Origin of the sequence: Bacteroides timonensis (assembly GCF_000513195.1) — a bacterium.
Taxonomy (GTDB): Bacteria; Bacteroidota; Bacteroidia; order Bacteroidales; family Bacteroidaceae; genus Bacteroides; species Bacteroides timonensis.
The window spans coordinates 33283-57804 of the sequence record NZ_CBVI010000033.1; the positions used below are offsets into that span (position 1 = coordinate 33283).

Here is a 24522-nt window from a genome sequence, read left to right on the forward strand (position 1 = left end):
AGTAAAAACTTGCAGCTATTTTCATCTTGCACGGGAGGAGAGGCTCGAACTCCCGACACCTGGTTTTGGAGACCAGTGCTCTACCAACTGAGCTACTCCCGTGTTTGCGGCTGCAAAGGTAATGTAAACTTTCAAATATGCAAGAGGGATGAGCGATTTTTTTAACGCTCTCTCATCTTATAACATCTGTAAGTCCTGATACATAATGCGGTAGGCTGCTGCTTTTTTTTCTAAAGCAAGCGGATAAGCGCGCGAAGAAGAGGGCATCCGATAGAGTCGCATAGGTCTGCCATCAAAAACAAACTCTGTAAAATCTCCCACTTTCGGCTTTTCAAGAGAGAACTGTTCGCATAAAGTTTCCGTTGCTTTCTCACCTGTAGTAACTATGGCTTTACATTCCGGTAAGCGACGGAGCATGTCCTCAATATCCGTAGGTTCTACAACTTCCAGAAATTTGTCGGATGCATTGTCCTGCAACCGTCGTATGGCGGTAGCTGTATCAAATAGGGCAATGCCTTTTTTTTGCAGGAAAGGGATAATGCGATCTTTGTCGAAAGCTTTTGCAGCTTCGTTCAGAAAATGGTTCTTATCATTGAAGAACAGGAGTCCTACAATCCGCCACATATCATTGTTCCAGTTCGGATAATAAAACTCCATCGACCACCTTTTCTTTTGAGGTGGAAAACTTCCCAGCATCAGCAAACGGGCGTTAGCAGGAAGAAAGGGTTCTAAAGGGTGCCGTTCGATTTGCATACTTACTATTTTTAAGATAAAAAATGTCTGAAAAGCCCGGAATATGATTCAGACTTCTCAGACGACTCTGTGATTTTCTTATGCAAAAGTATAGATTATTTCCGGAAGTTACTCTGCTATTTCCAGATTACTCATTTTTTCTGTGATGCGGAAAGGGAAGTCCGGATATTCGTACAGGCTGAACCGTGATTCGGTTTTGCCTTCCGTATAATTCCAAATACTTGCGTAGTCTTCCACATCTTCTCCCATGGCGCGTAGTTGGCGCAGGTAGGCGGCTATGGACTTATTCTCTACGATATAGACTTGTCCGAGTTGATTGATTATCGGGCTGTGGCGACGTGTTCCGTCGTGGTCGAAACGAAGGATGCGCTTTCCGTCTTCAGTCATTCCTACCAGATTGAACGTCATGCTCTTGCCAATGGCGGGCAGGTTTAACACGCTGCGGTCTGTGGCAAGAAACGGAAGATGATGTATCTTCAGGAAGTGGCGGATACAGGATGTAGGATCAAGTGCGGTTTCGAGCGATGCAGACAGGTTGAAGGCATCTTCTTTATTTAGTTTGCCGAAACGCTTTTCTTCTTGCTGTTCCTGCATGGAACGGCTGTTTGGTGTAAAGACTGCGTTGTTTTCTTCGAAACCTTTTACGGAGAATGTATAGTAACAGACAACTCCCAGTTCATTAAGTACCTGGCGTAGGCGAGTGGTATGTCCCCGACGTGAGGCAGCTACGTTATACACAAGTTGGTTGGTAATCAGCCAGCCTGCCGATAATAATTTACGTATGCCTTCTTCTGCCTCGGGAGTAACCTCCAGTGGCGTTTGGAAATGCGTTTGAATAATGAACTGGCGGATACCGATGACGGATGCTTTCTCCTTGAAAGTTCGCAGAATTTCTACCAATTCATTGTTGATACGCATTGGCAGATAAGCTGGCAAACGCGATCCGAGGCGGATACGCTGTAATTCGGCATACTTTTCTCCTTCCGGGCGTTCCTGATTGGCTTTCCGTTTACGGGCAGCCATACGGTAAACGGCTTCCAAAATTGTGTTCAGCGTCTTGTTCTGACTCATGAGGGCATCTCCGCCTGTGATGAGGATGTCACGCAATTGGGTATCTTCCTCGAAGTAAGTCATCAGACGGCGTAATTTCTTCTCCCATGTTTCTTTAGGACGCAGGGAGTCAAACTCAAAATTGAGTCGTTTGCTCTGGAAGTCATACATGCGCTGGCAGGAAGCACAAAGCCCGCCACAAGCGCGTCCCATAGTGTCGGGAATGAGGATGGCTACTTCCGGATAACGACGGTGGATATTGTGACCATCAGGCAGGAGCCAGCCGGCTGCATTGGGTTTTCCGGCTTCTATTATGTCTTCACGTTCCCAAGCGCGGATTTGCCCGTAAGTTTCCACCAGTTGCGGGGAGTAGAGGATGTAGCTGCGCAGAGATTCATCGTTGTATCCTGTGCTGCCGGGATTTAACAAGTGCAGGTAGTAAGGCGTAACGAAGAAAGGCATTCCTTTCTTGCGGGCACGAGATAACAGATACATGGTTTCAGCAGAAAGTGAATTACCCAGAAAGCGATTCAGTTCCGCAGGGCTTTTGGCAGCCATGGCCAGATGGAAACGGAAGTCGTTCCACCATTCGCTGACGAGACGGTATTTCTCTTCGTAGCTGATGCCCTCTTCAAAATGGAAGCGGGAAACAGCGGTACGGTGCTCTATCTTTTGTATCAATGCGTGCAAAATACGTTCTTTATTTTTTGTGCGGATCAGTTGCACGTCTTCAGTCAGTCCGCTGGGCCAGCGCTCGGTCCACGCTTTGACGCGTTGGGGTGCCGGGAGGGGGGCAATAGGATGCTGTAAACGTTTGAATTGCTGGAAAATATCCAGGAACATGTCTGTTTCCACATCTTCTTCCAGGTTTCCGGTAAGAAACGCGTATAGAAGTGACAGGGTAGAAACAATCATTTGTTCATCGGTAGAAAGTTCATGGACTTCCCGGCCGTCATATTCAATCAGAAGTCGAATTTGCCTGACAACTTCACTTTCCGTATCAGCCTGATTGGTAATGAATTCCGAAATGCCTTGCTTGAAGCTTTCCGTACCGTCGCTCTGTTCGGCGATGCGTACAATTTCGGGAAGTTCATTTCGATAAAGTTGCTTCAACTGGGATAAAGTGAGTGCAAGCATTTTCTTTTGTTTCATAAGCGGTTGTTTTTTAATGATTAATACTGAAATAGTTGCGAGCTGTGAACTGCAAGCAATAAATTACGAGCTACAAATTACGAGCTACGAGTTACAAATTATAAGCTACAGATAACTCTAATAGCCTGAAAGGCTTCCATTATATAGCGTAGGGCATCGCCCTACGTAAATAGTATATATTTCTCAATAAGCCCTGAAAGGGCGAAATCGAGTTAGTTGCCTTTATTTCGCCCTTTCAGGGCTCAGAGGCAGGTAATTCAATCCGTAGGGCGATGCCCTACGCTATATAATGAAAGCCTTTCAGGCTGCCTGACTTATTGAGCCTAAATCAAGCTATTTGAATTATCAAATCTTCTGAATTATGAAATCTTCTGAATAATCAGATTACTTGAACTAATAGGTTTTGAACTATCAACTTATCAGAGTTTTTAAACTTACCCAGTGCAATAGTTTGTCACTGGTAGCTTGTAGCCTGTAGCTTAGCGGGCAAAGCCCGCTGCGTCTTACAACAATCTCTTTACATAAAGTGTTGTTGCTCCTTCGAACAAAGAAGTTGCATAAAAATAACAAAAAAAGGCGAGAAATCATTTCTCGCCCTTTCTATTGATCGTTTCTTTAGAAAACTTTTTCTTTTGATAACAGTTTTTGTCTGGTAGATATTTCAAGCTTATTTCTCTTCCGTGGCTTTGTTTTTTGGTTCTTTTTTAGCCAGTAACACAACGTTGTACACGTATTCTGTCATCCATTGCTCGGAGTATCCCAGACGCTCTTTGTATTGGCGGACTGCCATAGCCGTCTTATGTACATCGTCCTTTTTCCATACGGTTTTGGTGCAGACGTCATGTACGGTCTTTTCGGTCATACTGCGCAGTGCACCTTTAAAAACAGAGGGCACGCGAAACTTCCATTGCATCAAGTTACCCATCAACATCATCAGGTCTTGTGAGAAGCCTTGATACATAAACAAGTATGCCTGCACATCATTCTGCGTGCGGCAATGCTTCTTTACGGAAGCGTCGATTTCCTTGAAGAAGTTTTCACTCAGTCCATAGTCCTGCATCAGCATTTTGCGTGAAGCGGTCTTTTCGGCTTGTCCCAGTCGTCCGCCCTGAGTCGGTATTTTGAACAGGCGTTTGAAGTTGGCTACATCCGGCACGAAACGAATGTTCGTAATGCCTAGATTAGCGGCAATTACGGACTGGAAATAAACGCGTGTCAGTGACACGAAATCTTCCACGTTTTTGGAGGAAGTACCCTCGGAATTCTTTTTAAATAGTTTGGCAAATATACCCATCTTATTTATGTTTTATGATTTATGATTTATAATTGCCGGGGCAATTGCGATTGCAAAAGTACGAAATAAGTTGATTTACACCAACAATTGTATAAATCATAATTTATAAATCATAAATCTCTTACCAGCACTCTATGTCATTTTCTACCTCTTTGAGGCGGTCTTTCGTGAAAACAGGGTCTTTGATACCCGCCCGTTTCTGTGCACGGTAGTCTTCCAGCAGTTTGAAAGCGTATTTACCGAGCAGGCTGATGGCAATCAGGTTACAGAGTGCCATCAATCCCATGGTGACATCTGCCAGGCTCCAGGCCACATCCAGTGCAGCGAGTGCACCAAATAGCACCATGCCACCTACCAGAATACGGTAGATGTTCAATATCCATTTCTTACGGGTAAGATAACGTACATTGGCTTCTCCATAATAATAATTACCCAGAATGCTGCTGAAGGCGAAGAAGAACAAAGCAATAGCAATAAAAATACTTCCTGCCGAGCCAATTTCGTTCGTCAGCGCCTGTTGCGTAAGTTGTACTCCGTTGGTAGAGCCGTCCAGTGGCGCACCACTGAAAAGTATAATGAATGCGGTGCAGGTACATATAATTAATGTATCGGTGAAAACGCCCAAGGTCTGTATCAGCCCCTGCTTTACGGGATGTGTGACGTGTGCGGTGGCTGCCACATTGGGAGCGGAACCCATCCCTGCCTCATTGCTGAACAATCCCCGCTTGATGCCTTGCATCAATGCAATACCTACGCCACCACCCAATGCCTGTTGCCAGCCGAAGGCATGGCTGACGATGAGTTTGATAACGGCAGGAAGTTCGGTGATATTGATAGCTACAATAATCAGTGCCAAAGCAATATACCCCAATGCCATAATGGGAACAATGATGCTGCTCACTTTAGCAATGCGCTGTACACCACCAAAGATAATAAGCAGCGTAGCTATGGTAATAACCCCTCCTACAATGGCGTGGTCGAAACCGAACGCATGTTCAAAAGCTGCGCACAGTGTGTTGCTTTGCACGGAGTTGAAGGCGAAGCCGAAAGTTATCGTAATGAGTACGGCAAACACGGTACCCATCCACGGTTGTTTCAATCCTTTCCGCATATAGTAGGCGGGACCGCCAATGAAGGAGTCTTTGCCTTTCACCTTATATAATTGTGCCAATGTGGACTCTACGAATGAACTGGCAGCACCAAACAGGGCAATGACCCACATCCAGAACACCGCTCCCGGTCCGCCTACAGCGATGGCAGTGGCTACACCTGCCAGATTGCCTGTACCTACGCGGCTGGCAATGGAGATGGCAAATGCCTGAAATGAAGAAATATGCTTTTCACCTGGCTTGCCGTTTGTTCCTGCTGAGTTACCCAGTAAACGTACCATTTCACCTATCATGCGGAACTGTACGAAGCGGGTTTTCAGCGTGAACCAAAAGGCACATCCCAAAAGCAGAGCGATAAGAATATAGGTCCAGAGAATATCGTTGATTGAATTGATTATATTCATGCTATATTGTTTTATATTTACTTGTTTAATGATAAACAGTCGGTTCTTCTGTCTGAATTTATGATTCTAAGGATTACAAAAGATGCGCTTATAACTGGTTGATTGTAAGTATGTTATATTGAGGCTGTCTCAAGTAACGACTGAGGTACCCTAAGGTAACGACAGAGGCACCCTCAAGTAACGACAGAGATACCCTAAGGTAACGACTGTGTCCGGCTCCTCTTTTCTGTAAATAACTTTCTGCTCATCCCCAAGAAATAAAAGTCAGGATTGAGGAATAATCATTTACTTTAACCTGAAGTGAAACTTATGCCCTTCAAATACCGGTTCTACAATATCAAACCGGATGAACTTGGCAAGTAGATGTTCCGCTGCGCGTCGGGAAAGGCGTGCCAGCCTGCAATACCTGTTCAGTGACAGACTGTCATTTTCTTCCAACAAGTCAAGCAACAACTGTTCGCGCTCAGTATAAGTTATCAGTTCTCCCCGCGGACTGCCACTTTGCTGCCATACACGCAGATGCACCGGTGTGGCAAGTATATTCTCATCCTTGATGCGCAGATAAGCCAATGGTTTTCCTGTTTCATCCTTGGCATATACGGGTTTTTGCAGACTTTCCTCAATCTGCACTACCAGCACGCTGCGTCCTTCCGCCTGAAAGGTCTGCATGGTATAATTCACTTCCGGCTGACAGTACATTTGCGCTGCCGCCTCTATCATATATTGTTCCTCATCGGAGCGTACTCCGGCGATCTTTCCGTTATCTTTAACTCCGATCAGCAGCCGCCCGCCGTCTGTATTGGCAAAGGCGGAGAGCGTTTTTGCGATCTTACGGGCATCGGAAATCTCAAACTTAAAGTCCTGCCTTTGGTGTTCGCCTTCGGCTATGAGCATGTGTATGTATTCCGTATCTGTAAGGGTTTTCATGCCTGCAAAAGTAGGCAAAAAAGGCCAGAGGACGCCTTTTTGCGCAATTTTTGCGGATTATTTCAAAAAAAATATTGTTTTTCTGCATTTATTTCAAGAAAGAGTGTATTTTTGCCAGACATTATTAACGAATAATATTAATAAGAAAAGGATTATGAAAGAATTAGTTGAAAAAGTTGCTGAATTGTATGCAGCATTCGAGAAAGATGCAAAGGCTCAGATTGAAAATGGTAATAAAGCTGCCGGTACTCGTGCACGTAAGGCTTCTTTGGAAATCGAAAAATCAATGAAAGCATTCCGCAAAGCATCTTTGGAAGCTGCTAAATAATAAGCACGCTTACTGAAAAAATTGAAAGACCGTCTCAGGGAGAACGGTCTTTTTTTGTTTTACAGGTATGAAGACACTCTGAATAGTTCTTTATTATTTAACTTCCCATTATTTGTTTCCTTCTCTTCGAATTGCTAATTTTGGCCCAATTATAAGTTGTGTAGTGGATATGAATGAAAACGTCCTCAATAAACTGAAAATACTGGCGGAGTCGGCCAAATATGACGTCTCATGCTCGTCCAGCGGTACCGTGCGTTCCAACAAACCCGGTATGTTGGGTAATACTGTCGGTGGCTGGGGCATTTGCCATAGTTTTGCTGAGGACGGACGTTGCATTTCACTGCTGAAGGTGATGTTGACGAACTATTGCATTTACGACTGTGCATATTGCATCAATCGTCGCTCTAATGATTTGCCGCGTGCTACGCTTTCTGTCGGCGAGTTGGTAGATCTGACGATGGAGTTCTATCGCCGCAATTATATAGAAGGATTATTCCTGAGCAGTGGTGTGGTGCGGAATCCGGATTATACCATGGAACGCCTGGTGCGCGTGGCAAAAGACTTGCGTACAGTGCATCGTTTCAATGGTTATATCCATTTGAAAAGTATTCCCGGTGCCAGTCGCGAACTGGTGAACGAAGCAGGTCTGTATGCCGACCGCCTCAGCGTCAATGTAGAAATACCGAAAGAGGAGAATCTGAAACTTCTTGCCCCGGAGAAAGACCATAAAAGTGTATATGCGCCGATGCGCTATATTCAGCAAGGCGTATTGGAAAGTTCGGAGGAACGGAAGAAACACCGCCATGCACCACGTTTTGCCCCTGCCGGACAGAGCACGCAAATGATTGTAGGGGCTACGGCGGAAACGGACAAAGATATCCTTTTTCTTTCATCTGCTCTTTACAAAGGACCTACAATGAGGCGTGTTTATTATTCCGGTTATATCTCTGTGAATACGTATGATACTCGTCTGCCGGCCCTGAAGCAGCCACCGCTGGTGCGTGAAAACCGCTTGTATCAGGCAGATTGGTTGATGCGCTTCTATCAGTTTAAGGTGGAAGAGATTGTGGATGATGCATATCCTGACCTGGATCTGGAGATTGATCCTAAACTGTCGTGGGCCTTACGCCATCCGGAGCAGTTTCCGGTAGATATCAATCAGGCGGATTATGAGATGCTGTTGCGTATTCCGGGTGTCGGAGTGAAGTCGGCAAGATTGATCGTGGCATCCCGTCGTTTTTCTAAGTTAGGTTTCTATGAGTTGAAGAAGATAGGAGTAGTGATGAAGAAAGCGCAGTATTTTATTACTTGCCATGAACTCCCTATGAAGACAGTGAATGAAATGACTCCGCAAGCAGTGCGCAGTTTGCTGATAACGAAACCGAACAAAAAGAAAGTGGACGAAAGGCAGTTGTTGCTTGATTTCCACGACTAAGAGAGTTCTTTTCCATGAATATATTTGTTTTTGATAATACTTTCGAGGGTTTGCTGACTTCTGTTTTTGAAGCTTATTCCCGTCGTGTTTTTCCTGATGCATTGTTTCCGGAAGGAGAGCCATTGCCTTTATTTCATGATGAAGTTTTCACGGTAATCACCGAAGAAGAAAAGGCGAAGCGGGTATGGCGTGGTTTGCGGAAGAAACTTTCTTCCGGTGCTCTGTCTTGCCTCGCCCAATGTTGGCTGGCGGAGGAACAGGAAACTCCGATACTTTTGTTCCGCTATATCTGTAAGGCGATTGATGCTCCCCGTTCCATTGAAACCAATTTTGCCGATCCGGATGTACTGGAATTCTCGCGTATGTGGAAGCGGGTGGATTGGGAACGTCTTCGTATGCTCCAGTTTATCCGTTTTCAGAAAGCTGCCGACGGCACCTTCTTTGCTGCGGTAGAACCGGAAAAGAATGCTCTGCCACTGGCCATCGATCATTTTAAGGATCGTTTTGCCGATCAGCCCTGGCTGATATACGACATAAAACGGGCGTATGGCTTCTATTATGATTTGAAAGAAGTACGTCAGGTCACCTTTGAAGAAGGTTCACGAGAGGGACATCTGCTTACAGGCATGCTGGACGAAAGCCTGATGGATAAGGACGAGAAACTTTTTCAGCAACTCTGGAAGACATACTTTAAAGCCATCTGTATCAAAGAACGGCTAAATCCGCGGAAGCATAAACAAGATATGCCTGTACGTTACTGGAAACACATGACAGAGAAGTGGTAATAAGATTATTCTATCTGTTCCACCGTCACGTCCGGCCATTCCTGCATCAGTGACAGCATGTGCCCTTCGTCATTACTCCGCTTGGATTTGATAACCATAGTCACTATATACTTTTCTGTATCTCCGGAACCTAATCTTTCCATTTTGTAGGAGACCAGCATATAATTTCGGGAGTTAAAGCGATCGGATACTTCCTTAAGGATATCCTTGTTTGAAGTAGAGAATGTTATCATGGAGCTTTTCATCCCTACACTTTTGAATAGGATGCTGAGCAGTTCCAATCCCGCCAGAGTGAGCAGGGTAGCGGCTATACCTATTACATACATTCCGGCTCCAACCGCCAGACCAATGCCTGCTGTAGCCCATATTCCGGCAGCAGTGGTCAGCCCCCTGACCATCTGTTTTTGTAATATGATGGTACCGGCACCGATAAAACCGATACCGCTGACTACCTGGGCCGCTACACGACTCGGGTCCAGCGAGACGCTGTTTTCTTTGATAATGTCCTGAAAGCCATATTGGGAAACAATCATGATGAGGGCACTGCCCAACGATACTAAAAAGTGAGTACGATATCCTGCTTCTTTGGCACGGTATTCTCTGTCCAGGCCGATGATGGCACCTAAGATGCCGGCTACTAATAGTCTGAGTATGAAATCGAAATCTAATGTCATATTAGCTCCTTTCTGTGTTTTAAGTTACTGTACTTTTTCTTTCGGCTTGCCCCGAAAGAAATAAATACCAAAAAGAAAGAGGCACCGGCTACGTCTCCGGAGCTACTCCGGCAATGGCAGTGTCGGAGTAGTCTCGGAAGTGCAGCCTTGAGTTTTTCTTTTGGTATCTTTTCTTTTGTCTCAAGATAAAAGAAAAGTACTTAATTTATAACCCATACCCTATTATGCGGTACTGTCTTTTTTGGATCATAGTGCATTCCCGCCTGTGTCGGTATTTTAAGAACGTATGTACGTCTGCTTTTGTTTTGTAAAGAACTATCGCGCAGCCATGGGTTGGCATCCTTCAGTTGGGCGTAGGTAATACCTTTACTCTTGGCAAATTGTGCCAGATTGTCGATACTCGTTGTTACGTTGACCTCTGTATGGGGGATGGCTGGGTAAAGATGTTCCCGTTTCAATAAAAAGCCATAGCGCTGTGGATTACTGATGATGGCTTTGGCAGCAAGCAGACGGAACATGTAACGGGAAGTTTCTTCTACAAGCCAAAGATCTACGGCTTGATCTACGAGCTGTTTTTTCAGTTCAGAGGAGATGCGGCCTTGTCCACCATTGTAGGCAGCGGCTACGCAGAGCCAGTTACCATATCTTTGGTAGGCATCTTTCAGATACTGGCATGCGGCACGGGTGGCTTTTTCCACGTGATAACGTTCGTCGATATTGGGGTTTACTTCAAGACCGAATTCGCGTCCGGTAGTTTGCATGAACTGCCACATTCCGGCTGCTCCTGCCGGACTGCGGGCAAGGGTGTTGAGGTTACTCTCTATTACGGCGAGGTATTTGAAATCATCGGGTACACCGTTTTCCTTCAATATGGGTTCTATGATGGGAAAGAAGCGGTTCGCACGCTTGATGGTAAGCATGGTGGTGGAGTGCATATAGGTGAACGACATTTGTTCGCGGTCCATGCGTTCACGATGATCGTAGCGTGTCAGGTCAATTTCCTGTCCGGCAAAGGTGATTTTATCCGGTACGGAAGGGGAGGTGACACAATAGGGAACTTCGGATTTAACGGATTGCTGTTCAGGGTCTATCGTGCTGTGCCCAAACAGAAATGGAAGTGCGGCACCGGCGCATAGAGCAACTGAGGTAACTATTAGGATATGTATTGAGTTTTTTTTCATTTTCAAAAGTTGGTTTGGTTCGAGGTCGAATATACAATATTTACGGGAATGAGGCAAGAACTATGGTGTCTTTACAACGAATCTTAGTTCTTTATAGGCAATCTTTCCCATAACCACCGGGGGATCATTCGCCAGAAAAAGACAACTACACGGTATCTGCCGTCGATCACAATGACCCGTTTTTTCCGGTTCAGGGCACGGATGATACTTTTCGCTACCTGATTGGCTTGCATCAGCATAGGAAACTTGCCACTTTTCAGTAAGTCCGTGGCGACGAAGCCCGGGCGTATGTCTGTGAAATGGATATTCAAGTGTTGCATCCGGGAGAGTTGTGCCAAGGCTTCGATGTAAGTATTCTGGAAACATTTCGTTGCAGAATAGGCCGGAGCGATGCCCAGTCCTTTGGTGCCTGCGATGGAACTGATGACAGCGATGTGCCCACCTCCTTGGGTTTTGAAGTGATTGAAGGCGGCGGTCACCATGCGGGTGAATCCTTCTACGTTGGTACGGGCGGTATTTAGTTCTATTTCCGGCTTCAGGTCCGGGTTCTGGCTACCTATGCCGGAGCTGAGAAAGAACAAATCCATGCCACCTAACTTCCGGATGAGTGTCTCCAGTAGGGTGGGAGCATCCGAACCTGTTACGTCCAGACGTTGAATTTCGATTTGTCCGGGGGCGGTGGCTTGCAGTTTCTCCAATGCTTCTTCCCGTCTTCCGGCAATACCGATGTGCCAACCTTGCTGAATTAGCAGTTTGGCAACTTCTTCTCCTATGCCGGAGGTGGCTCCTATAATAATGGCTCGTTTCATAATTGCTGTATTAGTAGTTTGTTAATTGCATGTGCAGGATGGGAAAGGGCTTACCTTGCGCATCTGTTTCATCCCGGCTTATTATTTCAAAGCCCCTGTTACGGTAGAAGCGGAAAGCCTGTTCATTTTGTTCATTGACATCCACTTTGTGGAAACCTCGTTCGTTTACGGCAAACTCTAATAATGTCTTGCCGTACCCTTTTCCCTGTTCGTTGGGATGGATAAACAGCATTTCTATTAAATCGTCGCTTAGTCCCAGAAAGCCACTGATGCGGTTGTCTTTATTCTTTGTAATATAGAGTTGCACTGCGGGGAAATAAACGTCCTGTACCAGAGGTTTGTAATATTGAATATCTTCTTCACTCAGAAAGTGATGCGTACTGTGTACGGATGCTTCCCAAAGCTCAGAGAGTTCGGGATAATCTTTCTCCGTGGCGACGAAGATATTTGTAGGAAGATTGTTTGTTTTCATATATTCTATTGCCCGATGACGGTTGCTACTATTTTTCTTCCACCGCCACGATTGCGGAATTCACAGAGGTATATACCTTGCCAGATACCCATATTCAGTCTACCGTCAGTGATAGGTATGCTGAGACTATTACCTGTCAGGGTCGATTTGGCATGGGCGGGCATGTCATCATCTCCTTCGCAAGTATGCATGTAGTAAGGTTCCCGTTCTTTCACCAGGTGGTTGAAGATGGCTTCCATGTCAGTCTGGACATCCGGATCAGCATTTTCATTGATGCTAAGCCCGGCGCTGGTATGCTTGATGAACAGATGTAAGATTCCGGCTTGCGGCAGACGCGGCAGGTTACGTATTATTTCATCCGTTATCAGGTGAAAACCACGTGTACGGGGACGTAGGGTAAATTCTTTTTGAGTAACAAAACTTTGTTCCATTTTATATATTTCTATGCGTTATTATTTGCCGATATGATTTAGTCTGAAAGTCTTTCTATTCTTTAGGGGCTTTATCAAGTGATGATCCGCAATACTTACAGAACTGTGCACTTTCTTCGTGTCCTCGCCTGTGACAGTTGGGGCACTCTCTTGCTACATTCTTTTCATGTCTTTTCATCAATGATACGGAAACTATGCCGGTGGGTACTGCAATAATAGTGTAACCTATCAGCATGACACAACCCGAAAGGAATTTCCCCAGGGCGGTGACAGGAGTTATATCTCCGTAACCTACGGTGGTAAGGGTGACGCAGGCCCAATAAATACTGTTGGGAATATTGCTGAACTGTGTATTGGGTTTTCCTCCTTCAATCATGTACATCAGTGTTCCGATAGATATCACCAGAATAACCACAAACATAAAGAAAACTGCGATTTTCTTGCTACTGTCTCGTAGTGCTGTCAGCAGCATTTGCCCTTCCATCCAGAAATTGAATAACTTGAAGACGCGGAATATCCGTATCAGGCGGAATGCCCGTATAATAAGCAGATAGCGTGCCCCAGGAAATAGGAAAGCTAGATAAAGCGGTAGTGTAGCCAGCAAGTCGATGATTCCGAAAGCACTGAAAGCATATTTGGAAGGTTTAGGCGAACAATACAATCGGGTAATATATTCGAAAGTAAAGAAAGCGGTCAGTAAATACTCCATAACAATGAATGGAGTTTTCAGCCATACCGGTAATCCTTGCAGGCTTTCCAGGATAACAAGCCCTACGCTAAGCAATATGCACCAGATCAGGGTAACATCGAATAGCTTCCCGGCAGGTGTGTCAGCTTCGAATATGATGACATATAGTTTTCGCTTCAAAGCCTGATTATGCATCAGTTCTGTGAATTTATCTTTCAGTTTCATGTGTCACAATGTTTGTTACAAAAGTAAGAAAACCTTTCCGAATGAGAAAAAGGGTACTTGACTTTTTGTAACTTGCTGGAATATGGAGTATATTTGTTACCTGTTTTCACGATTTAAAAGTAAACAACCATGAATCGAATAATAACCTTTGCCATCGGGATTTTGTTCATAGCCCTGTCTGCTGCTGCCGGTGGTCGACGTGTACTGTTCATCGGAGACTCTATAACGGATGGCAACTGGGGAAACAGTTGCGGAACCGCCAAGCCTTCTTCCGAACGTACTCTTTGGGACATGAACCATATCTACGGCAGTGGGTATATGTATTTGTGTGCTACTTATTATCAGGGAAATTATCCGGAAAAAGAATATGAATTTTTCAATCGTGGCATCAGTGGAAACACATTGGAAGACTTGGAAAAGCGTTGGGAGGCGGATGTGATTGATATGAAACCGGATGTCCTGTCCGTTCTGGTCGGAACGAACGATATACATTTCTATTTGCAGAGTGACAAGAAAAAACCTTTCGATTTTGCGGCTTGGGAAAAACGTTACCGTTCGTTGTTGGATCGCTCTTTGCAAGCTAATCATGATTTAAAGATCGTATTGGGCGCCCCTTTTGTGGTGAATACCGGAAATATGCGTAAGAGTGCTGATTTTGCAGAACGTGATAGTTTGGTACATCGTTGTGCGGAGATCGCGAAACGCGTAGCGAAGGATTATGAAGCTGTTTATCTTCCTTTCAACAAGATGTTCGATGAAATCTTGAAAACAATTCCGACCTCAAAGGATACATACTGGATCTGGGATGGAATTCATCCCACCCCCGCCGGGCATAAGCGTATGGCAGACCTTTGGATAGAATGTGTAAAGCTGTAATTCTCCTAAAAATAAAGAGCGTATGAATAAAGTATGTGTAGTAACAGGTGGAGCCGCTGGTATCGGTCGTTGCATTGTCGAGATGTTTGCGGAATCGGGATATACGGTGTATTTCATTGATAAGATACCCGAGGCGGTGGAACTGGCGGAAGGAAAGATGTCGGAAAGAGGGCTTTCGGTTACAGGCTTTGTCGGAGATATTGCCGAGGAACAGACGCTGCGGGATTTTGTAGACTTTGTCTTATCCATAGAAGATCAGATCGACTGTCTGATAAATAATGCTTGCCTGACAAATGGAGGTATATTGAGCAACTGTTCGTATGAAGACTTCCTGTATGTGCAACGTGTGGGAGTAGTGGCTCCTTATTTCCTGGCTCTGTCTTTTAAAGACTACTTCAGTGGTGCAGGTGCTATTGTGAATATTTCTTCTACCCGTGTTTTCCAGTCGCAGGCCAATACGGAAAGTTATACGGCAGCCAAAGGTGGAATAACGGCTCTGACTCATGCGCTTGCGGTCAGTCTTTCGGGAATTGCCCGTGTGAATTCTATTGCTCCCGGTTGGATTGATACGGGAAGCTATCATGAAGAGGATTATGTGCCGGCATATACGGAAGGAGATATCATGCAGCATCCCTCGCAAAGGGTAGGAGAACCGGCTGATATAGCCCGTGCAGTTCTTTTCCTTTGTGACGAACGGAACTCCTTTATCAACGGGGAGAACATCACGATTGACGGAGGCATGAGTAAACTAATGATTTATCATAATGATTATGGTTGGGATTATCAACCGTAGAAACTATTAAATATAAAAAGAGAATAATGGAAAAAGTAATTATCAACTCGTATGAGGATTTTGAAAAGCTGGTAGGCCAGCAAATTGGGGTTTCCGATTATGTGGAACTTTCGCAGGAACGTATCAATCTGTTTGCTGATGCTACGTTGGATCATCAGTGGATACATGTAGATACGGAACGTGCTAAAACAGAGAGCCATTTCAAGACTACTATTGCGCATGGTTATCTTACTTTGTCTATGTTGCCGTATTTGTGGAACCAAATTATTGAGGTGAACAACCTGAAGATGATGGTTAATTATGGTATGGATCAGATGAAGTTCGGTCAGGCGGTATTGTCAGGACAAAGTATTCGTTTGGTTGCGAAACTACACTCATTGACAAACTTGCGCGGTGTGGCAAAGGCTGAGATTAAATTTACGATTGAGATAAAAGACCAACCGAAGAAGGCGCTTGACGGTATTGCGGTGTTCTTGTATTATTTCAATTAAAATTCTTTCATCATAGATTACACGGATATTCACAGATTAAGAAGAAGAGTTTTACTAAAGCTTCATTATTAAATCTGTGAATATCCGTGTAATCTGTGGTGTATTCTTTATTGCTTCTTAATATACTCCTGCCACAAATGCCGGATAGCCGCTATCGGATGATACAACAACATTCTTGGTCCTGCCCATCTCATGATTTCTCTCATCCGTTCCCGCATCTCCGGTTTGTAACAATGTATGGTACAGAGTCGGCAAGTACCTTTCTTTTCTCCGAATGGACAACGTGACAACCGTGCATGTGCATATTCCAACACTTCCCTGCATTGCGGGCACAAAGTTTCGTTCCCCTCTTTCTTCCGGCAGTAGAGGCGGATCATTTGTTCCACGGTTTGTTTTTCCTGTTCGATGCGGGACATATTATTTTTCTCGGGCTAGTCGGACAACCTGTCTGATAAACTCAGTTTTTCCTTTTGTATAAGCATCTCTGTCATGCTCATAAACCTGTTTTAATTTCAGTTTTAACTCTCCATACTCATGGGCAAGAGCCGGATGAGATTGAAGATAGTGGCAAAAGATCGGCTCATCCCAGTCACCTGTATAGCGTACATGTAGATGATAGGCTTGCCCCTTGAATCCCTGAGGGGTATATCCTTTCATGAACATCATGTGAGGTACAGGGTTCTCCGGTTGATGTGTATAGATATAACCTGTACTTTGAATCTTTACGATTAATCCTTCGATGTTAGTTTTTCCGTCGATCTCTAATAAAATGTCTATTGTGGGTTTAGCTATCAAATCTTTAACTGCCGTGCTTCCTATATGCCGGATGCGGACAATGTCTTTTCCGACAATGGTACGGAGTTGCTGTTCTTCCAGTTTGTATAATTTTTCCCAATCTTTCTGATGTTCGGTCAGGATGATGGGGAAGAGTTCCCATAACTCCTCATTGGACATGTTTATTAGTTCTTTCATAACGGATAATATCTGTATAGCGAAAGATGGTTATATCAGTTTTTTTGCCAACGTTTCAGCTTTGGAAACTCTTGCTTCATCATCGCAATGGCTTCTTCTTTAGTTACCTTCTGTTCCGAGTCTTTATTGAATTCTTCTACAAACTGGGCACAATGTTCTATCATTTCATCCATGGTGCAGTCTTGTGCGAATTTACCTTGCTGATAGCAGTAAGTGCAATAATCTACGCTGAGGCTACCGTCAGCATTTGTTCCGCATACTTCATCAGATGTGAGCGGCATTCCGCAACTTTGGCAAAATTTCATTTCCATAATCTTCTTGAATTAGAGTTTGTACAAATATACATTCTTATTTTAATTGCAGCAATTTTTTCAGTAAACCTTCATTCAACAGGTGCACTGTTTCGAACTTTCCGTTATAGAATACAGCCCAATTATTAAAGATACAAGGCAGTTGTTTAGCTTTCTCCAAAGTATCTATCTCTACCAACCGGAGAGGTATTTGGTTGTTCTCGCAGTAATTGTATATCTGTTCGATACAATTGGGGATATAGGGACATTGCACACCGTAATAGATGGTCAGTTCTTTGCCCTCAATACTCTGTTTCCGCACGTTTGATGTGAATTGCGGTTGGGTGCCGTCAAAGGAAAGAGCTAATAATTCATATTCGTCATTGATGGTATCCACTGCTTTGAAGCCATATTTCAACATGAACTTCTTTTCTGATAAGAAAGGTTTCTTCTTTTTGGAAGAAAGGAGGCAGATGCCGGATTTTCCTTGCGCTTTTGCGTCGTCGATGCACGATTGTAACAATTCCTTTCCGTATCCCTTTCCTTTGTAACTGCCGGATACCCACAGGCAATAAATATAGAAATAATTATCACCAGTTACGGGAACCCAGGCTTTTTCCAACGGGGCATACTCGATGAACACCTTTCCCTGCGCATCCAGTTTGCGGAAGACGTGTCCTTCTTTGATACGCTCTGCCAGCCAGTTGCGTTTATCGTTTACGCCGGTCTGGTGTTTTTTGTCTGCAATGGCGCAACATAGGTGCTCGCTCATTACGTTCTCAGGGGTTAGTGTGATGAATGCCATACTTTTATTGATTTAGACGAATGGGTATATAGATTTTGGTGATTTGTTCCGATGGATCTTTCGACCACGTAACGTACTCTTCAAAAGAAAGCGCATTTCGCAATCTTTCTTTCTCTTTTGAATAAATATGAGTGTAAGTTCGAAGCAATCCTTTATAACTTCCCCGATAGGTATAAACTACATACGGTCCATTCTCTATCGTTAAACTACCGATGGATCCCGACTCCTCTCCATGCGGACCGATAATACGCCACATGCATGGTAGGGATAGATATGACTTGAAAAGCCGGTGAAAGTGATATACAGACATGTTCATCTCCATTGCCAGCATTTCCGAAGATAATGTCTGGTGCAAATGGTTATGAATATAATCAATAGCCTGGTTGATTAATTCCTGATGTCCGTATGTCGTTTCTTCCTTCATCTGTCAGGTTTTGGCGCAAAGGTAGGCGAAATCAGCGGAAGAAGAGTTATCCATTCTTGCTAATTTTGAGATAAACCATATCTTTCAGAAGCTTTCCATCTTCATATATGGGGTGATCGTAGTTGTCAGTAAAAAAGTTGGGTATGCGGTGCGAGTAGGTAAATCCGCATTGTTTGTAGAAATCCACTGTGTACGTATCTTCTCCTGTACCTACCAATAGTGTATGATAACGATCTTTGTAGTGTTCCAATAGAAATTCTATCAGCCGTTTTCCATATCCTTTTCGTTGGTAGTGGGGATAAGTGGCGATGTTCTTGATTTCATAGACTCCGTTTCCTTCATCTGTTACCACACACGCCGTCTTTAAGTCGCCGTCGTAGAGAGCATACATTTCTCCCCGTTCCAGATAGAGATCTATCATGGACTCTTGTTCGTCGGCAAGTAGCAGTAGTTCGAGGAACTCCTTTTTGTTCTTTAAAATAGGGACGATGTTTACCATTCGTATAGATTTAGTTGTTCTTGAATCACCTCAAAGGTAGGCAATTGGTATGAGAAAGACAAATTCTGCTACCAAGTTGAAAAACATTATTCCGAAATTTGCTACTTATAATTAATTTCTGTTCTTTCGTACAGGAATTTATGGTTGCCCGATAATGGTCTATGCTTTTTAGCGAGAGCAAGTTTTCTAAGTCAATTCATTTGGGGGATAAGATTAAAAGTAGTCAACCTATGTAAGAAGATTATGTACTCAATATCAGTAGATTATGATTCTCAGTTATTCTCGCTATATTGAGAATACTTTCTTTTTATGTTGAGAAAATCTTCATTATAAGCATCCTATTTCCGACTGATAAGTATTGTATTGCAAAGTAATATAGGTTATGGATAAAACATCCTTTGGAGAAGAAGTATATAGCGTTGTCGCCTCTATCCCTCCGGGACGTGTGTTGACGTATGGACAGATTGCTTATCTTATAGGTAAGCCCCAGTGTTCACGTATGGTGGGGCAGGCCATGCATAACGCACCTGAGGAACAAAATCTGCCTTGCCACCGGGTAGTGAATAGTCAGGGACGACTGGCTCCTTTCTGGCCCGAACAACGGAAGTTGCTGGAAAAAGAGGGTACTGTATTTAAGAAGAACGGATGCGTAGATATCAAGGCATCCGGTTGGGAAATACTGAAGGAGGTTATTTCTTAGCGAATATATTGATGAGCAGCGAGCAGCTTGTCAGCAAGATACCTGTTCCCACCACTCCCGTCCAGCCGAACCATTGCCAGAAGGTTCCGGCAAGAAAAGTTCCGGTGGAACCGCCAATGAAATAGGTAGTCATGAAAATAGTATTGATGCGATTGGATGCTTGCGGACAAAGGGCAAACGCACTTGTCTGATTGCTGAGCTGGATGCATTGCATACCTATATCTATCAACAGAATACCGGCTATGATACCTGCATAACTATATTGTCCCGCATAGAGCACTATCCATGCGCTGATTATCAGCGAACATCCTATATAAGTAAGCCGTTTCACCCCGACCGTATTGATGAATCTTCCGATAGAAGAAGCGGTCAGTGCCCCGGCTATGCCACAAAGTCCCAACATTCCTATGATATTGTTTCCCGCAAAGAAAGGCGCCTGTTCCATCTTGAAAGCCAGACAGCTCCACATGGCAAGGAACGACCCGAACGAGAAACCTGCACGCAACGAAGCTATGCGGAGCTGGGGATACTTCTTGACGATGGAAAACAAGGATTTCATCAGTCCGGCATAACTTCCCTGATAATTGGAAGGAAGGTCCGGGAGTATCCTTATTATAATAAGCAAACAAACGACCATCAATCCTGCGGCAATAAAGTAGATAAACCGCCAACCCATGTATTCGCCTACAATGCCGCTCACTACGCGCGAAGCAAGAATACCCGTCAGTAGTCCCGAAAGGATAATACCTACATTTTTTCCTTTAGTTTCGGGAGTGGAATATTGTGCTGCAAGGGGCATGAATATCTGGGGTATAACCGAACAGGCACCCGTCAGCAGAGAAGCGAACAGTATCAGGTGGATATTGGGAGCTAAAGCAATGGTGAGCAATGAGACTACCAGAATGGAAATATTTACGAGGATAATATTTCTTCTGCGGTATAAATCGCCCAGTGGAATGATGAACAATAGTCCGATGGCATATCCTATCTGCGAGCACATGGCTATTAGATTGGCGGTGAACTCACTGATGTTCAGGTCACGGCTGATACGGTTCAGTAGTGGTTGGTTGTAGTATATATTGGCTACCGTTACGCCTGAGATGATGGCCAGCGTCCAAAGCAGGGACGAGGGTACTCCTTGATTTTCTTTTAGTTCCAATTTCATGCCGCAAAGGTAGTAATTTCATGAAAAAGAAACATGCATAATGATCAATGATTCATATACAGGGGCATCAGGCGATGGTAGGCTTTCAGATATTTCCTGAGTCTGGTGACTTCTTTTTCTCCAATGCAGGGCATGCGGCGCACATCCATATTATCCGTCAGGTCATGAATCTTTACGGCAACGGCTATGGGATTGGAGGCACATCTTTCGACGTATTCTTCATAATCTTCCTCATCGGAGGTCTTTGTGACACACCGCACGGCTTCAATGATTTCGGTAGAGAATCCTTCCTTTTCCAGGTCTTCGAACGTCCATTCCGTATCTTCTACAACGTCGTGTAGAATACCGACAATCCTTTCTTTCAGATTCCGTCCCATATTCATTACGCGGATGGGATGATGCAGATATTCCTGTCCGTATTTGTCTTTTTGTCCTTTGTGAGCTTCGGTGGCAATAGAGATGGCATGTGAGAGAAGATGATTGTCCATAAGATTTTTTTTAGAATTGTTCGATACAAAGTTACTGAAATCTGTTATTAAATATAAGAGAGGCTTATTATTAAAATAGTATATTAACCCAATAAATGAAACAGATTATGAATATAGAACATTTTCCGGAGAAAAAAGTTTTTCAGACCGTAGTCGATGGAGAGACTGCCCGCCTGATGTATCATGTAGCTGACGGTGCTTTGGATGTGCGCCACACGATTGTACCCGGTGAAATAGGTGGTAGGGGAATTGCCTCTGCTTTAGTAAAGGCAGCCTATGATTATGCATTGGCTAATGAACTGGTGCCTGTGGCAACTTGTTCCTATGCCGTGAAGTGGCTGGAAAGGCATCCTGAATATAATGGAAAGACGGGTAAGGATTATGCGGGGGAGGGGACTTGTGCATTATAGAAACTCAAGGTCATCATATCTTGATTTTGCCATTTTCGGATTTTTCTCTATCTTGCTTCCGTTTTTAATCACTCACTAAAGAAAAAACAGAATATGAAGAAATATATAGGAGCGCACGTAAGTGCGAGTGGGGGAGTTGAGATAGCTCCTGTTAATGCGCATGAGATAGGTGCGAATGCATTTGCTTTGTTTACAAAGAACCAACGGCAATGGGTGGCCAAACCTCTGACCGAAGAAAGTATTCTCGGATTTAAAGACAATTGTGAGAAATACTCTTTTGATGCCCGCTATATCCTGCCTCATGATAGCTATTTAATCAATCTGGGACATCCTGAAGAAGAAGGCCTGGAGAAAAGTGCCGCATTTCTGGATGAAATGCAACGTTGTGAGCAATTAGGTTTGAAGCTTCTGAATTTCCATCCGGGTAGTCATCTGAATAAGATTTCAATAGAGGAATGTCTGGATAAGGTGGCAGAATCTATCAATATCACATTGAGTAAAACGAAAGGAGTGACTGCTGTTATTGAGAATACAGCCGGACAAGGAAGTAATGTTGGTAATGAGTTTTGGCAACTAAAGCATATTATTGATCGTGTGGATGACAAATCCCGTGTAGGTGTATGCTTGGATACTTGTCATACTTACTCGGCAGGATATGATATCGTAAAAGAATATGATAAAGTGTTTCAGGAGTTTGATGAGGTAGTTGGTTTTAACTATTTGCGGGGTATCCACCTGAATGATACTAAGAAAGAGCTGGGTAGTCATGTAGACCGCCATGACAGCATAGGGAAAGGTTTGTTAGGTATAGACTTTTTTAAGCGTTTTATGAAAGATGAACGGTTTAATGATATGCCTGTTATTCTTGAAACGCCGGATGAGAGTTTATGGGCAGACGAGATAAAGTTGTTGCGTAGCTTTGAAGAATAGATACGCGGACTAAACGGACGAACACGGATTTTCTTAATTATAAATAAGAAGTCCGTGTTCGTCCGTTTAGTCCGCGTATCCTTATTGATTTACCTTCACATTATTCCATTCAGATGACGGGATAATCGACTTGTCATACTCACCATCTTTCGCTTTAATATTCAGATTTTCAAATTTGAAATTCGTCAGTTTGTACTGCTCGGATGCACTTACGTTGAAAAACACATCACATTCAAAGTCTATATTACGCATTGTTACATGATCCGAGTAAGACATCGGAATATCTTTACGGTCTTTCAGATCAAAGAACTGAGTCCACGGTTTGATGTATAGGAAGCTTTTGGTATTTCCTTTAATATCCTCCACAAGGATATATTCATAATTTTGGGGAGTATCGGCACGCATCTTCAACCACAACAGACGGCTTGCCTGATTGATGGTACAACGACGGAGAATAATATTGCGGTTATGAATAGATTCGCTACCACAAGTCAGTGCACTATGGCAGAAACCGTACGTACAATCTTCTATAATAATGTTAGTGTTACTTCCGTTGTTAGAATCCTTATCAGCCCAGGGGCCTTTTCCACCTTTAAGAGCAATAGCATCATCGTTTACAGAGAGATAGCAGTTCTTAACCAACACATTATTACATACATCAATATCTATGGCATCCGTGCTGGGTGCCTTAACAGGAGCAGCCGGAGAGAAAATATATAGGCCTAATAGCTTCACATTGTTACATTTGTAAATGTGTGTCGTCCAGAAAGGAGAGTTGATGAGGCGTACACCGGAAAGCTGTACATCATTGCTATTGGAAATGTGTACTAGACGCGGACGCAACTCATCCATATTCGTGCATTTCGGAATAACGGTGCGGCGCAACCAGAAAGATTTCCAATAGCGTAGTCCGTTGCCATTGATGGTTCCCTTACCGGAAATGGTGAAACCATCTACTTTGTCGGCATTAACCAGTGCGGCAAAGTATTTAAGTGATTGCCCCTCTATGCGGGTATTGATTATAGGGAAGTTGCTGATATCATCGCTACCTTTCAAAACAGCTCCTTCTTCCAGGTAAAGGTGCGTTTTAGGCTTGAAAAAGAGTGCACCGCTCAGATAAGTACCTTTCGGGATGATGATCACACCGCCATCTTTGGATGATGCCTGGTCGATAACCGCCTGAATTTTCTCTGTTTGAAGTAAGGTGCTGTCATTCACCACACCATGATCAGTAATCTTATATTTACCGCCAAGGGTTTCGATATTTACAATTTCGTTCTGTCTGAACCAGTCGGGAATAAGGGTACCATCGGGAAATTTCTCTTGTGCAAAAGATGGCAGGCAGAAAAGCAAACTACATACTAAAGTTACGAATTTCATGGTCTTTATCATTAATTGAGTTAATAGTGTCTGATCGGATAGACTTATCCGTTTGCAAAAATAGGGATTAAAATCTACATGCTGCTCATGCGGATAAGTCCATTTCCTAAGTTATTTGTTGGTTTATATAGGCTTTTTGATTCTTTCTCGTCCGGAAATGAGTTTTTCACCACAGAGTAACACAGAGTGTCACGGAGTCCTATTCTTTTGATTTTAAATTGATTAAACTCTGTGATACTCTGTGCTACTCTGTGGTGAATTAATTCATAACCCTACAGAAATGCGTAAAACCAGAGCTAAGTCATCCTCATGAAGGAATACGTAAGTTGCTGACTGGATGAATGATTGGTGTTCCACCTTGCTCAGTCGTAGTGAAACACTCATTCAGTCGTAGTGGGAAATGCTTTCAGTCGTTATGGGAAATAGGTTCAGTCGTTATGGGAATGTACCTCTGTTATTATGGGATCATACCCCGATGCGGACTTGGATGCGACTCACTAAATAAAGATTTACCTCAAAACCGGAAGTAATGAGCTAAATGATAATTTAGGGGGAGAATGGGTACGCGGACAAGGCGGACGA

The 24522-nt window shown here is 43.8% G+C and carries 29 protein-coding genes and 1 tRNA gene; 9 read left to right on the top strand and 21 right to left on the bottom strand.

Annotation, left to right across the window (positions count from 1 at the left end):
• Nucleotides 1-29: 29 nt before the first annotated feature.
• From BN161_RS08275 to BN161_RS08300, 6 genes are all read right to left on the bottom strand, one after another.
• Nucleotides 30-102, bottom strand: a tRNA-Trp gene (locus BN161_RS08275).
• 75 nt (nt 103-177) lie between these two features.
• A complete protein-coding gene (locus BN161_RS08280; protein WP_044264846.1) occupies nt 178-753 on the bottom strand; it encodes a uracil-DNA glycosylase family protein in 576 nt (191 codons plus the stop codon).
• Nucleotides 754-861: 108 nt separating this feature from the next.
• The gene (locus BN161_RS08285) at nt 862-2955 is read right to left on the bottom strand and encodes a KamA family radical SAM protein (RefSeq protein WP_044264848.1); all 2094 of its coding nucleotides are present in this window, start codon (nt 2953-2955) and stop codon (nt 862-864) included.
• A gap of 667 nt (nt 2956-3622) precedes the next feature.
• Complete coding sequence (locus BN161_RS08290; protein WP_007213063.1) at nt 3623-4249, bottom strand: hypothetical protein; 627 nt, start codon at nt 4247-4249, stop codon at nt 3623-3625.
• Between the two features lie 121 nt (nt 4250-4370).
• Nucleotides 4371-5762, bottom strand: coding sequence for an alanine/glycine:cation symporter family protein (locus tag BN161_RS08295; RefSeq protein ID WP_044264849.1), 1392 nt, complete (start codon nt 5760-5762; stop codon nt 4371-4373).
• 285 nt (nt 5763-6047) lie between these two features.
• Nucleotides 6048-6689 (bottom strand): AlbA family DNA-binding domain-containing protein, encoded by a 642-nt coding sequence (locus tag BN161_RS08300; RefSeq protein ID WP_044264935.1) that lies wholly within the window; start codon nt 6687-6689, stop codon nt 6048-6050.
• Nucleotides 6690-6843: 154 nt separating this feature from the next.
• Here BN161_RS08300 and BN161_RS08305 point away from each other — a divergent pair, with 154 nt between their 5' ends.
• From BN161_RS08305 to BN161_RS08315, 3 genes are all read left to right on the top strand, one after another.
• Nucleotides 6844-7017 (top strand): histone H1, encoded by a 174-nt coding sequence (locus tag BN161_RS08305; protein ID WP_007213067.1) that lies wholly within the window; start codon nt 6844-6846, stop codon nt 7015-7017.
• Nucleotides 7018-7186: 169 nt separating this feature from the next.
• The gene (locus tag BN161_RS08310; protein WP_044264936.1) at nt 7187-8452 is read left to right on the top strand and encodes a putative DNA modification/repair radical SAM protein; all 1266 of its coding nucleotides are present in this window, start codon (nt 7187-7189) and stop codon (nt 8450-8452) included.
• A 14-nt stretch (nt 8453-8466) separates the two neighbouring features.
• The gene (locus tag BN161_RS08315) at nt 8467-9237 is read left to right on the top strand and encodes a TIGR03915 family putative DNA repair protein (RefSeq protein WP_044264850.1); all 771 of its coding nucleotides are present in this window, start codon (nt 8467-8469) and stop codon (nt 9235-9237) included.
• 5 nt (nt 9238-9242) lie between these two features.
• Here the strand turns inward: BN161_RS08315 and BN161_RS08320 are convergent, their stop codons facing one another.
• The 6 genes from BN161_RS08320 to BN161_RS08345 form a co-directional block, all read right to left on the bottom strand.
• A complete protein-coding gene (locus BN161_RS08320) occupies nt 9243-9911 on the bottom strand; it encodes an MgtC/SapB family protein (RefSeq protein ID WP_044264851.1) in 669 nt (222 codons plus the stop codon).
• A gap of 200 nt (nt 9912-10111) precedes the next feature.
• A complete protein-coding gene (locus BN161_RS08325; protein WP_044264855.1) occupies nt 10112-11092 on the bottom strand; it encodes a lytic transglycosylase domain-containing protein in 981 nt (326 codons plus the stop codon).
• 83 nt (nt 11093-11175) lie between these two features.
• Complete coding sequence (locus tag BN161_RS08330; RefSeq protein WP_044264857.1) at nt 11176-11901, bottom strand: SDR family NAD(P)-dependent oxidoreductase; 726 nt, start codon at nt 11899-11901, stop codon at nt 11176-11178.
• Nucleotides 11902-11911: 10 nt separating this feature from the next.
• On the bottom strand, nt 11912-12373 hold the full coding sequence (locus tag BN161_RS08335) for a GNAT family N-acetyltransferase (protein ID WP_044264859.1): 462 nt from the start codon (nt 12371-12373) through the stop codon (nt 11912-11914).
• 5 nt (nt 12374-12378) lie between these two features.
• Complete coding sequence (locus tag BN161_RS08340; protein ID WP_044264861.1) at nt 12379-12804, bottom strand: secondary thiamine-phosphate synthase enzyme YjbQ; 426 nt, start codon at nt 12802-12804, stop codon at nt 12379-12381.
• Between the two features lie 55 nt (nt 12805-12859).
• Nucleotides 12860-13717 carry an ion transporter gene (locus BN161_RS08345; RefSeq protein WP_022209091.1) on the bottom strand — a complete coding sequence of 286 codons (858 nt, stop codon included), beginning with the start codon at nt 13715-13717 and terminating at the stop codon, nt 12860-12862.
• Between the two features lie 129 nt (nt 13718-13846).
• Between BN161_RS08345 and BN161_RS08350 the strand changes: the two genes are divergently transcribed.
• The 3 genes from BN161_RS08350 to BN161_RS08360 are packed head-to-tail and all read left to right on the top strand — an operon-like array spanning nt 13847 to nt 15877.
• Nucleotides 13847-14593, top strand: a complete 747-nt coding sequence (locus BN161_RS08350) for an SGNH/GDSL hydrolase family protein (RefSeq protein ID WP_044264864.1) — start codon at nt 13847-13849, stop codon at nt 14591-14593.
• A 22-nt stretch (nt 14594-14615) separates the two neighbouring features.
• Nucleotides 14616-15386, top strand: coding sequence for an SDR family oxidoreductase (locus BN161_RS08355; protein WP_044264867.1), 771 nt, complete (start codon nt 14616-14618; stop codon nt 15384-15386).
• Nucleotides 15387-15412: 26 nt separating this feature from the next.
• Nucleotides 15413-15877 carry a MaoC family dehydratase gene (locus BN161_RS08360; RefSeq protein WP_007213084.1) on the top strand — a complete coding sequence of 155 codons (465 nt, stop codon included), beginning with the start codon at nt 15413-15415 and terminating at the stop codon, nt 15875-15877.
• Between the two features lie 107 nt (nt 15878-15984).
• Here BN161_RS08360 and BN161_RS08365 read toward each other — a convergent pair whose 3' ends face one another.
• Genes BN161_RS08365 through BN161_RS08390 form a run of 6 tightly spaced genes read right to left on the bottom strand, consistent with a single transcriptional unit; the run spans nt 15985 to nt 18867 of the window.
• The gene (locus tag BN161_RS08365) at nt 15985-16293 is read right to left on the bottom strand and encodes a nitrous oxide-stimulated promoter family protein (protein WP_044264869.1); all 309 of its coding nucleotides are present in this window, start codon (nt 16291-16293) and stop codon (nt 15985-15987) included.
• A 1-nt stretch (nt 16294) separates the two neighbouring features.
• On the bottom strand, nt 16295-16849 hold the full coding sequence (locus tag BN161_RS08370; protein WP_044264871.1) for a GrpB family protein: 555 nt from the start codon (nt 16847-16849) through the stop codon (nt 16295-16297).
• A gap of 35 nt (nt 16850-16884) precedes the next feature.
• A complete protein-coding gene (locus tag BN161_RS08375; RefSeq protein WP_044264874.1) occupies nt 16885-17160 on the bottom strand; it encodes a zinc ribbon domain-containing protein in 276 nt (91 codons plus the stop codon).
• A gap of 37 nt (nt 17161-17197) precedes the next feature.
• Nucleotides 17198-17944 carry a GNAT family N-acetyltransferase gene (locus tag BN161_RS08380; RefSeq protein ID WP_044264877.1) on the bottom strand — a complete coding sequence of 249 codons (747 nt, stop codon included), beginning with the start codon at nt 17942-17944 and terminating at the stop codon, nt 17198-17200.
• A 4-nt stretch (nt 17945-17948) separates the two neighbouring features.
• Nucleotides 17949-18368: a GyrI-like domain-containing protein gene (locus BN161_RS08385; RefSeq protein WP_044264880.1), complete on the bottom strand. Its 420-nt coding sequence runs from the start codon at nt 18366-18368 to the stop codon at nt 17949-17951.
• A 46-nt stretch (nt 18369-18414) separates the two neighbouring features.
• Nucleotides 18415-18867 carry a GNAT family N-acetyltransferase gene (locus BN161_RS08390; protein WP_044264883.1) on the bottom strand — a complete coding sequence of 151 codons (453 nt, stop codon included), beginning with the start codon at nt 18865-18867 and terminating at the stop codon, nt 18415-18417.
• Nucleotides 18868-19249: 382 nt separating this feature from the next.
• Between BN161_RS08390 and BN161_RS08395 the strand changes: the two genes are divergently transcribed.
• Nucleotides 19250-19567 (top strand): MGMT family protein, encoded by a 318-nt coding sequence (locus BN161_RS08395; protein WP_044264886.1) that lies wholly within the window; start codon nt 19250-19252, stop codon nt 19565-19567.
• Here BN161_RS08395 and BN161_RS08400 read toward each other — a convergent pair.
• On the bottom strand, nt 19557-20732 hold the full coding sequence (locus tag BN161_RS08400; RefSeq protein ID WP_022209083.1) for an MFS transporter: 1176 nt from the start codon (nt 20730-20732) through the stop codon (nt 19557-19559). The genes BN161_RS08395 and BN161_RS08400 overlap by 11 nt on opposite strands.
• A 44-nt stretch (nt 20733-20776) precedes the next feature.
• Nucleotides 20777-21220, bottom strand: a complete 444-nt coding sequence (locus BN161_RS08405) for an HD domain-containing protein (protein ID WP_044264888.1) — start codon at nt 21218-21220, stop codon at nt 20777-20779.
• A gap of 107 nt (nt 21221-21327) precedes the next feature.
• Here BN161_RS08405 and BN161_RS08410 point away from each other — a divergent pair, with 107 nt between their 5' ends.
• Both BN161_RS08410 and nfo read left to right on the top strand, forming a co-directional pair.
• Nucleotides 21328-21630: a GNAT family N-acetyltransferase gene (locus BN161_RS08410; protein WP_007215758.1), complete on the top strand. Its 303-nt coding sequence runs from the start codon at nt 21328-21330 to the stop codon at nt 21628-21630.
• Nucleotides 21631-21723: 93 nt separating this feature from the next.
• Nucleotides 21724-22560, top strand: coding sequence for a deoxyribonuclease IV (gene nfo / locus BN161_RS08415; protein WP_044264897.1), 837 nt, complete (start codon nt 21724-21726; stop codon nt 22558-22560).
• A gap of 81 nt (nt 22561-22641) precedes the next feature.
• On the opposite strand, the gene BN161_RS08420 is transcribed toward nfo, so the two are convergent.
• On the bottom strand, nt 22642-23940 hold the full coding sequence (locus tag BN161_RS08420) for a rhamnogalacturonidase (protein WP_044264938.1): 1299 nt from the start codon (nt 23938-23940) through the stop codon (nt 22642-22644).
• Nucleotides 23941-24522: the final 582 nt, after the last annotated feature.